This window comes from Teichococcus deserti (assembly GCF_001982615.1).
Lineage (GTDB): Bacteria > Pseudomonadota > Alphaproteobacteria > Acetobacterales > Acetobacteraceae > Pseudoroseomonas > Pseudoroseomonas deserti.
This window is the reverse complement of record NZ_MLCO01000191.1, coordinates 1-10,004: the sequence shown is the minus strand read 5'-3', so window position 1 is coordinate 10,004 and position 10,004 is coordinate 1. Positions and strand designations below refer to the sequence as shown.

Annotated in this window: 10 protein-coding genes; 5 read left to right on the top strand and 5 right to left on the bottom strand. The window is 72.2% G+C overall.

The genetic code is table 11. The features are described from left to right. The first annotated feature begins 3 nt into the window (after positions 1–3). From BKE38_RS18765 to BKE38_RS18755, 3 genes are all read left to right on the top strand, one after another. Complete coding sequence (locus tag BKE38_RS18765) at positions 4–1,641, top strand: ABC transporter substrate-binding protein (RefSeq protein ID WP_242662470.1); 1,638 nt, start codon at positions 4–6, stop codon at positions 1,639–1,641. Positions 1,642–1,732: 91 nt separating this feature from the next. Next, the gene (locus BKE38_RS33345) at positions 1,733–1,915 is read left to right on the top strand and encodes a DUF4089 domain-containing protein (protein ID WP_076958797.1); all 183 of its coding nucleotides are present in this window, start codon (positions 1,733–1,735) and stop codon (positions 1,913–1,915) included. Beyond that, positions 1,912–3,312, top strand: a complete 1,401-nt coding sequence (locus BKE38_RS18755; RefSeq protein ID WP_076958796.1) for an AtzE family amidohydrolase — start codon at positions 1,912–1,914, stop codon at positions 3,310–3,312. Before BKE38_RS33345 ends, BKE38_RS18755 begins: the two co-directional genes overlap by 4 nt. A gap of 3 nt (positions 3,313–3,315) precedes the next feature. Here the strand turns inward: BKE38_RS18755 and BKE38_RS18750 are convergent, their stop codons facing one another. Both BKE38_RS18750 and BKE38_RS18745 read right to left on the bottom strand, forming a co-directional pair. Then, positions 3,316–4,110 carry an ATP-binding cassette domain-containing protein gene (locus tag BKE38_RS18750; RefSeq protein ID WP_076958795.1) on the bottom strand — a complete coding sequence of 265 codons (795 nt, stop codon included), beginning with the start codon at positions 4,108–4,110 and terminating at the stop codon, positions 3,316–3,318. Between the two features lie 76 nt (positions 4,111–4,186). Next, entirely contained in the window at positions 4,187–5,188 is a 1,002-nt protein-coding gene (locus BKE38_RS18745; protein WP_076958794.1) for a Bug family tripartite tricarboxylate transporter substrate binding protein, read from the bottom strand. Between the two features lie 344 nt (positions 5,189–5,532). Between BKE38_RS18745 and BKE38_RS32225 the strand changes: the two genes are divergently transcribed. Then, positions 5,533–5,748 carry an aminotransferase class III-fold pyridoxal phosphate-dependent enzyme gene (locus tag BKE38_RS32225; protein WP_076958793.1) on the top strand — a complete coding sequence of 72 codons (216 nt, stop codon included), beginning with the start codon at positions 5,533–5,535 and terminating at the stop codon, positions 5,746–5,748. 116 nt (positions 5,749–5,864) lie between these two features. Here the strand turns inward: BKE38_RS32225 and BKE38_RS18735 are convergent, their stop codons facing one another. After that, positions 5,865–7,037, bottom strand: coding sequence for a M20 aminoacylase family protein (locus BKE38_RS18735; RefSeq protein ID WP_076958792.1), 1,173 nt, complete (start codon positions 7,035–7,037; stop codon positions 5,865–5,867). A gap of 121 nt (positions 7,038–7,158) precedes the next feature. On the opposite strand from BKE38_RS18735, the gene BKE38_RS18730 reads away from it, so the two are divergent. Then, the gene (locus BKE38_RS18730) at positions 7,159–7,899 is read left to right on the top strand and encodes an IclR family transcriptional regulator (protein WP_242662468.1); all 741 of its coding nucleotides are present in this window, start codon (positions 7,159–7,161) and stop codon (positions 7,897–7,899) included. A gap of 5 nt (positions 7,900–7,904) precedes the next feature. On the opposite strand, the gene BKE38_RS18725 is transcribed toward BKE38_RS18730, so the two are convergent. Together BKE38_RS18725 and BKE38_RS18720 are read right to left on the bottom strand one after the other, a co-directional pair. Next, entirely contained in the window at positions 7,905–8,882 is a 978-nt protein-coding gene (locus BKE38_RS18725; RefSeq protein ID WP_076958790.1) for a Bug family tripartite tricarboxylate transporter substrate binding protein, read from the bottom strand. A 48-nt stretch (positions 8,883–8,930) separates the two neighbouring features. Continuing rightward, on the bottom strand, positions 8,931–10,004 hold a 1,074-nt coding region (locus BKE38_RS18720), incomplete at its 5' end, for an acyl-CoA carboxylase subunit beta (protein WP_076958789.1).

Sequence of the window (10,004 nt, the reverse complement as noted above, 5' to 3'; positions counted from 1 at the left end):
CGCATGATGGATGCGGTGGCGGCAGGGACGAAGGTCCGGCGGCGGCGGGCGGCGGGCTGGCTGGCCGGGGCGGCGGCGCTGCTCGGCGGCGTGCTGCCGGCGGCGGGAGCGCTGGCGCAGGCGGCGCCCCGCGACACGCTGGTGGTGCTGCGGGAGATCGATGCCGATCGCTACGATCCGGCGCGCACCTCGGCCACCGCAGCGGGCGAGGCGTTGTTCCTGCTGGCCGACACGCTGGTCACGCTGGACTGGGACCAGAAGACGGTGCGCCCCGGGCTGGCCGAAAGCTGGACGGTCAGCGAGGATGGCCGCACCTATACCTTCAAGCTGCGCCAGGGCGTCAGCTTCTGCGACGGCAAGCCGTTCACCGCGCGCGACGTGGTCTACAGCATCAAGCGCTGGATCGACCCGGCGACGCGCAGCCCGGTGCGCTGGCGCGCGGGTCCCGTGGAGGACATCACCGCGCCCGACGACCACACCGTCGTCTACCGGCTGAAGGAGCCGTTCAGCGAGCTCCTGCTGCAGCTGACCAACTACTTCGCCAGCATCGTCGACCAGGCGACGGTCGAGAAGCTGGGCGAGAATTTCGGCGTGCAGGGCTTCAACGGCACCGGCCCCTATTGCTGGCAGTCCTGGACGCCGCGGCAGGAAATGGTGCTGACGCGCCACCCCCGCTACAACTGGGGTCCGCCGATCTACCAGAACCCGTCGCCGCAGGTGGAGCGCATCATGCTGCGCGTCATCCCTGAGTCGAACACCCGGCTGGCCGCGGTGCAGTCGGGCCAGGGCGACGTGACGCAGTGGATCCCGTATTTCGCGCTGGAAGGCCTCCGCAAGGTTCCCGGCCTGACGGTGCAGCAGCAGCCGGTGCATTTCTACGATATCTTCATGGGGTTCAAGGTTGACCATCCGGTCGCCAGCGACGCCGTCATCCGCCGCGCCGTGAACATGGCGATCGACAAGCAGGCCATCGCCAAGGTGGCCTTCTTCGGCGCCGGGCAGCCGGCCGACAGCTACATCAATCCGGGCAGCCAGGATTACGATGCGGAAGCCGCGAAGATGGTGCCGCGCTTCGATCCGGCGGCGGCGCGCAAGCTGCTGGACGAGGCCGGCTGGGTCGCTGGCGCCGACGGCATCCGCGCCAAGGACGGGCAGCGCGCCAGCCTGCTGGTCTATGCGCTGCAGAGCGGCATCAACAACACCATCCTGCAGGCGATCCAGGCCGATCTGCGCCGCGTCGGCATCGAGCTGCGGGTGCAGATGTGGGATGCGACGGTCGGCTGGGGCAAGCTGGCGACGCAGGAATTCGACACCTTCATCATGGCCTATCCGTATATGTCGGCCACGGATGCCTTCTCGCTGTACTTCCCCAGCACCAACCGGCCGACGCCGAACCGGATGAACTGGAACGACCCGGCGACCGACCAGGCGCTGGCCGCCGCGCGCCAAGCCACCGATCCGGCGCAGCGCGCGCAGATCATCGGCGGCCTGCAGCGCCGCATCGCCGAGGCCAACGTTTGGGTCCCGCTGCTGCGCCAGCCCTTGTGGGTGGTGGCCGCCCCCCGCGTGGAGGGTGTGCGTGCCCACGGCATCTACGGCGTGGCGCTCTACAAGGGCCTGGACATCCGCCTGAAGCGCTGAAACAGAACAGAAAAAGATGGGGGTCTGGGGGAATTCTTTCCCCCAGCCTTTTTTCTTGTCACTCTTGGCTTCTTCCGTTCCGGACTTGCCGATGACCGACGAAGAGCTCGACCGCCTGATCGAGGCCCAGGCTGTGCTGCTGGGCCTCGGGCTTCACCCCGAATGGCGGGAGGCCGTGCGCGCCAACCTGCAGGTGACGCTGCGCTTCGGCGCGATGGTCGAGGCCTTCGACCTGCCCGACGAGGCCGAGCCTGCCCCGGTGTTCTCCGCGTGAGCCCCTGGCAGGATGCGACATCGATCGCCGCCGCCGTCCGCGCTGGCGAGGTGACCGCGGTCGCCGTGGTGGCCGCCACGCTGGAGCGCATCGCGCGGCACGACCCGGCGCTGGGCGCCTTCACCGCGCTGGTCTCGGCGCGGGCGATGGCGCGGGCGGAGGCGCTGGATGCGGCGCGCGCCGCCGGCGAGGCGCTCGGCCCGCTGGCCGGCGTGCCTTTCGCGGTGAAGAACCTGTTCGACATCGCTGGCCTGCCGACGCTGGCCGGCAGCGCCATCAACCGCGCCCGGGCATCGGCGCCGCGGGATGCGACGCTGATCGCCCGGCTGGAGGCGCAGGGCGCCATCCTGGTGGGCGCCTTGAACATGGGCGAATACGCCTATGACTTCACCGGCGAGAACGCGCATGACGGGCCGTCCCGCAACCCGCATGACCTGGCGCGGATGACCGGCGGATCCTCCGGCGGATCGGGCAGCGCGGTCGCCGGCGGGCTGGTGCCGATCGCGCTGGGCTCGGACACCAACGGGTCGATCCGGGTGCCGGCCTCGCTCTGCGGGATCTTCGGGCTGAAGCCGACCTATGGGCGGCTGTCGCGCGCCGGCAGCTTTCCCTTCGTCGACAGCTTCGATCATCTTGGCCCCTTGGCGCGGAGCGTGCGCGACCTGGCGCTGAGCTATGACGCCATGCAAGGCCCGGATGCGGCCGACCCGTCCTGCGCGCCGCGCGCCGTCGAGCCCAGCCTGCCCGGGCTGGACGGCGGCATCGAGGGGCTGCGCATCGCCCGCGCCTGCGGCTATTTCCGCCAGGGCCTGTCGCCGGAGGCGGCGCTGGCGACCGATGCCGTCGCCCATGCGCTGGGCGTCACCGCCGAGATCGAGATCCCCGAGGCCGCCCGCGCCCGCGCCGCCGCCTATCTGATCACCACGGCCGAGGGCGGGGCGCTGCATCTCGACCGGCTGCGGCGCCAGGCCGAGGAATTCGACCCCGACACGCGCGACCGGCTGATCGCCGGCTGCATGACGCCCGCCCCCCTGGTGATCAAGGCCCAGAAGTTCCGGCGCTGGTACCAGCAGCAGGTGCTGCGGCTGTTCGACAAGGTGGATGCCATCATCGCGCCGGCGACGCCGACCACCGCGCCGCTGCTCGGCCAGAAGCTTTTCTCGATTGGCGGCGAGACGCTGCCGGTGCGCGCCAATCTGGGGCTGTTCACCCAGCCAATCTCCTTCATCGGCCTGCCGGTGGTGGCGGTGCCGGTGCCGGAGATGGGCGGCGGCCCGCTGCCGATCGGCGTGCAGGTCATCGCCGCTCCCTGGCGCGAGGATATCTGCCTGCGCATCGCCTGCCACCTGGAGCGGCAGGGCGTGGCGCGCGCCCCGCGGCCTCGCGAGATGCGCTGAGACCTACTGCACGTAGCTCATCGGCGCGCCGCTCTCCGGGTGGCGCATCACCCCGAGCGGCAGGCCGTAGATCGCCTGCAGCCGCTCAGGCGTCATGATCTGCTCCGGCGTGCCGCGGGCGACCATGCGGCCGGAATGCAGCGCGATCAGCTCGTCGCAGTAGCGCGCGGCCATGTTGACGTCGTGCAGCACGACGACGATGCCGACGCCGCGCTCGCGGCTGAGGCGCTGGACGAGCGCCAGCACCTCCACCTGATGCGCGATGTCCAGCGCGCTGATCGGCTCGTCCAGCAGCAGCCAGCCGGCATCCTGGGCGACCAGCATGGCCAGCCACACCCGCTGCCGCTCGCCGCCCGACAGCGTCTCCACCTGGCGGTCGGCCATGGCGTCCACGCCGGTCAGCGCCATCGCCGCCTCGACCTTCTGCCGGTCGACGGCGCCGAAGCGGCCCAGCGCGCCATGCCAGGGATAGCGGCCCAGCGCGACCAGCTCCCGCACCAGCATCGCCTCGGCCGCCGCGGTCTGCTGCGGCAGATAGGCGACCTGGCGGGCGAAGGCGCGCTCCCGCCAGCGCGGCAGGGCCTGGCCGCCGAAAGCGATGGCGCCGCCGCTGGGCGGCTGCTGCCGCGCCAGCAGCTTCAGCAGCGTCGACTTGCCCGAGCCGTTATGGCCGATCAGCCCGATCACCCGCCCGGGCTCCAGGGTCAGGCTCAGCGGCTGCAGCAGCATGCGGCCGGGGACGGCGAAGCTGGCCCCATCCAGCGCGTAGCGGGCGGCGTCGGTCGGGCTGGTCGGCATGCGGGCTTCCCTCGGGCGGCGCGCCAGGGATAGCAACCGGCGCCGCGGCTGGCGAGGCCGTCGCTGCTCATCGCTCTCAACCATCGAGGCGCAGCCCCAGCGCCTCGACCAGCGGCAGCCAGGCGGCGCGCTCCTCAGCCAGCAGCGCCTGCATCGCCGCGGGGCCTTCGGTCATGGCCTCGCCGCCAAGCTCGGCCAGGCGCCCGCGCACCAGGGGCATGCGCAGCGCCGCCTGCAGCGCCCCGGCCAGCGGCGCCGCCACGGCGTCGGGCGTGGCGGCGGGCAGCACCAGCGCCTGCCAGGCGGCGAAGGCGAAGCCACGCTCGCCCAGCGCCTCGCGCAGGGTCGGTACCCCGGGCAGGGCCGGCAGGCGGTCGGCGGAAAACACCGCCAGCGGCCGGGCCAGCCCGTCGCGCAGCGCAGCGCCGGCAGTGGCATAGTCGGTCACCGCCAGCCCCACCGTTCCCGCCATCAGGTCGTTCAGCGCCGGCGCCGCGCCGCGATAGGGCACGTGATGGAAGGACAGCCCGTTCAGCCGCGCCAGCCGCTCCATCGCCAGATGATGCGGCGAGCCCAGCCCGGGCGAGGCGCAGTCCAGCCGCCCCGGCGCCGCGACCGCCTGCTCCAGCGCCTGCCGCACCGAGGCCAGCCCCGAGCGCCGGCTGGCCGCCAGCACCAGGCCGAAGCGCGCCAGCCCGCCCAGCGGCCGGAAGTCGCGTCGCGGGTCGTAGGGCAGCCGGCGGAACAGCCCGGCATTGAAGACCAGCGTGCCGGCATCCGCGGTGAACAGCGTCTGCCCGTCCGGGGCAGCGCGCGCCACCGCCTCGGCGGCGATCAGCGTGGCGCCGCCGGGCCGGTTCTCCACCACCACGCCGCGGCCCAGCACCGCGCCCATCGCCTGGCCGACCAGCCGCGCCACCAGGTCGGTGCCGCCGCCGGGCGGATAGGCCACGACCCAGCGCAGCGGCGGCTCTGCCGCGCGGCCCTGGGCGCAGGTGGGGGATCCGGCCCCGGCGACGCCCAGCAGGGCGCCAGCGGCGGGGAGAAGGTGGCGGCGGGACAGGGTCGGGCACGGCATGGGCGCGGCTTCCAGGAGGGCGGCGGGACCATGCCACTGCAGAAATCGCTTGTCATCGCCTGGCAAAGGACCAAGCCCGGCGCTTCGTCCTTGCCGACAGGCCCCACCGGAACGGAGCATCGCGACGCGCGCCGATCACCTCCACGCCGCCGACCAGGCGCAGGTCGTCCACCAGCAGACCGGTCTGGAGGCCTTCGCCAAGGATGGCCCGCCGCGGATGGCGCAGGGTGACGGCGTCCCTATGGTCGATACCGACGGCAAGCGGTAGATCGAGGGCATGGCCGGCCTCTGGTGCTCCAGCCTCGGCTTCAGCGAGAAGCGCCTGGCCGAGGCCCTCCCAGCAGATGCTGAAGCTGCCCTACTACCACACCTCCTCCGGCCGCGGGCACGAGCCCTCCGCCAAGTTCGCCGAGAAGCTGGCGGCGCTCGCCCCGGAGGGACTGAACCACATGCTGTTCCAGTGCTCCGGTTCCGAGAGCAACGACGCCGCCATCAGGCTGATCTGGTCACAGCGCGACCTTCAAGGTCGCGCTGCTTCCGTATTCTGCGCCCCGCCGTGATGCCCTGATGCCAGTCCCGGTAAGGCGCATGCCTGCGAACGGCCGGTGATCAGAAAGAAGATGGGGGTTCGGGGGAATTCATTCCCCCGACCTGCCCATACCTTCTCTGAGTATCCTTACTTCAGCTCCGCCTTCACGATCGCCTCGAAGCATGCCACCCCGATCGGCGAGAGGTCGTCGTTGAAGTCGTAGCGTCCGTTATGGACGTTGGTGCGGCTGGTCTCGCTCTCGGCGGCCTGGCCGATCAGCAGGAAGGCGCCGGGGGCGTTCTGCAGCATGTAGGAGAAGTCCTCGCCGGCGGTCAGCGACGGGAAGTCGCCCTTGATGGCCGCCTCGCCCACGACGGTCGCGGCGGCCTCGGCGGCCAGCGCCGCCTGGTCGGGCGTGTTGATGGTGGGCGGGTAGGAGCGGCGGTAGTCCAGTTCCACCTCCACCCCATGCGCGGCGGCGGTGCCGGCGACCGCCTGGTGGAACAGGCGGTCCATCTCGGCGCGCACCTCCGGCAGCAAGGTGCGGATGGTGCCGCGCATTTCCACGACTTCAGGGATGACAATGTCCGAGGTGCCGGCATGGAACTGCCCGACGCTGATCACCGCGGTGCCATGCGGATCGACGCGGCGGCTGACCAGGGATTGCAGCGCGGCGTAGAGCTGCGTCGCGGCGGGCAGCGGGTCGAGGCCACGATGCGGCTCGGCGCCATGGCTGCTCCTGCCCTTCAGGCGGATGGAAAAATAGTCGACGGCGGCCAACACGGTGCCGGGACGCACGGCGACCGTGCCCAGCGGCAGGGTCGGCAGGTTGTGGATGCCGTAGACGGCGTCGCAGGGGAAGCGCTGGAACAGACCGTCCTCGACCATGGCGAGCGCGCCGGTCAGGCCTTCCTCGGCCGGCTGGAAGATGAAGTGGACGGTGCCGGCGAAGTCGCGGGTGGCGGCCAGGTGCTTGGCGGTGCCCAGCAGCATCGCCGTGTGGCCGTCATGGCCGCAGGCATGCATCTTCCCGGGGTTCTGGCTGCGGTGGGGGATGTCGTTCAGCTCCGGCATCGGCAGCGCGTCCATGTCGGCGCGCAGCCCGATGCTGCGGTTGCCGGGGCGGCTGCCGCGCAGCACGCCCACCACGCCGGTGCGGCCGATGCCGCGATGCACCTCGATGCCCCAGGATTCCAGCTTCTCGGCGACGATGCCGCTGGTGCGCACCTCCTCGAAGCCGATCTCCGGATGCGCGTGGAAGTCGCGCCGCCAGGTGGTGATCTCTTCCTTCAGCGCTTCGATCGGGGCGGGGACGGGCATGGCGCGGCTTCCTCTCGTGGCGATAACGGCGAGCCTATTTTTCTTTCGGTTGCGGTGTCAATCCGTGATGTTCTAGTGTCACCGCATGACACTCGATGCCGCCCCGCCCGGGGTCCCTCTGGTGCGTGCCCTGGACCGTGGCCTGGCGCTGCTCGCCGCCTTCACGCCGGAGCAGCCGCGCCGCAGCCTGACCGAGCTCGCCGCCGCCGCCGGCCTCGACAAGGGCACCGCGCGCCGCCTGCTGCACACGCTGCTGCAGGCCGGCTTCCTGCGGCTGGAGGATGGGCGCTATGCCCTGGCCACCCGCATCCTGGCGCTGGCCGCCGCGGTGGAGACGGGAGGCAGGCTGCGCGCCGCGGCGGCGGGGCAGCTGCGGGCGCTGGCCGCCGAATGCCGCGCCACCGCCTTCATCTGGGTCGCCGAGGAAGGCCGCGCCCTCTGCCTCGACCGCGCCCTGGTCGAATTGCCGGATGTCGAGGCGCTGTGGTTCGCCGTCGGCGCCCATGCCACGCTGAACGGCGGCGCCGGGCCGCGGGTGCTGCTGGCCTGGCTGGACCCGGCCGCGCAGCGCCAGGCGCTGGCCCTGCCGCTGACCCGCCGCACCCCGGCCGGCGAGACCGATCCCCCTGCCCTGCTGCGCGCCGCCGCCGCCATCCGCGCCCGCGGGCATGAGCTGGTGCAGGATGATTTCGTCATCGGCTTGGGCGGCCTCGGCGTGCCGATCCTGGGGCGGGACGGCGCGCTGCTGGGGGCGTTGAGCATCGCGACGCTGAGCAGCGCCTTCGCCCCGGACGCAACGGGCCAGCCGCCGCAGCTGGCCGCCCTGCGGCGCGCCGCGGGCGCCATCGCCGCGGCGCTGTAGCCCGCTCAGTCGACGCGAACGCCCGAGGCGCGGATCACCTCGCCCCACATGCGGCGGTCGGCGGCGATGCGGGTGGCGAAGGCGTCGGGGCCTTCATGCAGCGGGGTCAGCCCGTTGTCGCGCAGCCGCTTGCGCAGGGCCTCGTCCTGCAGCGCCTTCTCCACCGCCTCGGACCATTGCGTCACCGCGGCGGCGGGCATGCCGCGCGGGCCGCAGAGGCCGAACCAGCCCACCACCTGCAGCCCCGGCACCGTGTCGGAGAGCAGCGGCGTGCCGGGGAAGGCGTCGCGCATCGAGGCATCGCCGAGGCCCACCAGCCGCAGCTCGCCGCCCTGGATCTGCCGCACCACGTCGCCCATGTTGGTGATCATGAAGTCCGCCCGCCCGGCCATGATGTCGAGCGCCGCCGGCGCCGCGCCACGATAGGGCACGTGCAGCAGCTTCAGGCCGGTCAGCCCCTGCAGCCGCTCGCCCATCAGGTGCTGCGCGGTGCCGCTGCCGGCGCTGGCGAAGCTGACCGCGTTGGGCTTGCCGCGCGCCGCCTGCAGCACCGCCGGCAGGTCGGCATAGGGCCCCTTCGCCTGCACCACGGCGCCATAGCTGGAGAGCGCGACATTGGCGACCGGGATCAGGTCGCGGCCGACATCGATGGGCATCACCATGCCCGGCAGCTCGGGGCTGATGGTCATGGTGCCCATCGGGCACTGGAACAGCACCGTGCCGTCGCTGGCGCCGCGCACCACCGCCTCGGCGGCGATGAAGCCGTTGGCGCCGGTGCGGTTCTCCACCACCACGCGGCGGCCGAGGATCGGCGCGACACCCTCGGCGATCAGCCGCGCCGTCAGGTCGGAGGTGCCGCCGGGGGCGAAGCCGCCGATGATGTGCAGCGTGCTGCGCTCAGGCAGTTGCTGCGCGGCGGCGGGCAGGCTGCCGGGCAGGCTCCAGGCCAGGCCGGCGCAGAGCAAGGCGGTGGCGTTCCGCATCGTCGTTCTCCTCCCTGCCCGGCTGTATTCCCGGGCTTGTTTCGGCACTCAGGGGCGCATGGCGAAGCGTCCCGGGGTCGGGGCCTGGCGCAGCGGCGCCGCCAGCTGCGCGAAGTCGCAGAGCAGCCGGCGGGTGGCGCGCGGATCGATGATCTCCTCCACCCAGAAGCTTTCGGCCGTGCGGAAGGGGGAGCGCAGCTGGTTCAGCCGCGCCTCGATCTCGGCCAGCTTGGCGGCAGGGTCGGGGGCGGCATCGATCTCGGCGCGGTAGGCGGCCTCGATGCCGCCTTCCAGCGGCAGCGAACCCCAGCGCGCCGAAAGCCAGGCATAGCGCAGCGCCAGCCGCCCGGCCGGGGTATGCGCCGCGCCGGCGACACCGAAGGCGTTGCGGATGATGACGCTGCACCAGGGCACGGTGGTCTGGTTCATCGCCGCCATGGCGCGCACGCCGTGGCGGATGGTCGCCGCCTTCTCGGCGTCGAGCCCGATCATGAAGCCGGGGCAGTCGACCAGATAGACCACGGGCAGGCGGAAGGTCTCGGCCAGGTCGAGGAAGCGCACCACCTTCTGGCAGGTATCCGCCGTCCAGGAGCCGCCATAGAAATAGGGATCGCTGGCCATCAGCGCGACTGCCCGGCCGCCGAGGCGCGCGAAGCCGGTGATCAGCGAGCGGCCGAACATCTTTCCCATTTCGAAGAAACTGCCGCGGTCAACGACGGCCTCGATGATCTGCCGCATCTGGTAGACCCGGCGGCGGTCGCGCGGGATGATGGAAAACAGCTTGTCCTCGGCCCGTTGCGGATCGTCGTCGCAGGGGGCGTCGGGCGGCAGCTCGTGCACGGAGCTCGGCAGGTAGGACAGGAAGCGCCGCGCGGCGGCGAAGGCCTCCTCCTCGGTGTCGACGGCATGGTCGACGGCGCCGCTCTTCGTCTGGATCTCCCAGCCGCCGAGCTCGGCTTTCGTCAGGTCCTGGCCCAGCCGCTTCACCACCGGCGGGCCGGCGACGAACATCGCCGCCGACTTCGTCATCACCGAGTAATGGCTGGCGGCCAGCCGCGCAGCACCCAGCCCGGCGACCGAGCCCAGCCCCAGCCCCACCACCGGCACCGCCGAGAGGTTCAG

Bases quoted from the DNA above. Each gene is read 5' to 3' on its own strand.
- BKE38_RS18765 (WP_242662470.1), top strand. From the start codon at position 4: ATGATGGATGCGGTGGCGGCAGGGACGAAGGTCCGGCGGCGGCGGGCG.
- BKE38_RS33345 (WP_076958797.1), top strand. From the start codon at position 1,733: ATGACCGACGAAGAGCTCGACCGCCTGATCGAGGCCCAGGCTGTGCTG.
- BKE38_RS18750 (WP_076958795.1), bottom strand. From the start codon at position 4,110: ATGCCGACCAGCCCGACCGACGCCGCCCGCTACGCGCTGGATGGGGCC.
- BKE38_RS18745 (WP_076958794.1), bottom strand. From the start codon at position 5,188: ATGCCGTGCCCGACCCTGTCCCGCCGCCACCTTCTCCCCGCCGCTGGC.
- BKE38_RS32225 (WP_076958793.1), top strand. From the start codon at position 5,533: ATGCTGAAGCTGCCCTACTACCACACCTCCTCCGGCCGCGGGCACGAG.
- BKE38_RS18735 (WP_076958792.1), bottom strand. From the start codon at position 7,037: ATGCCCGTCCCCGCCCCGATCGAAGCGCTGAAGGAAGAGATCACCACC.
- BKE38_RS18725 (WP_076958790.1), bottom strand. From the start codon at position 8,882: ATGCGGAACGCCACCGCCTTGCTCTGCGCCGGCCTGGCCTGGAGCCTG.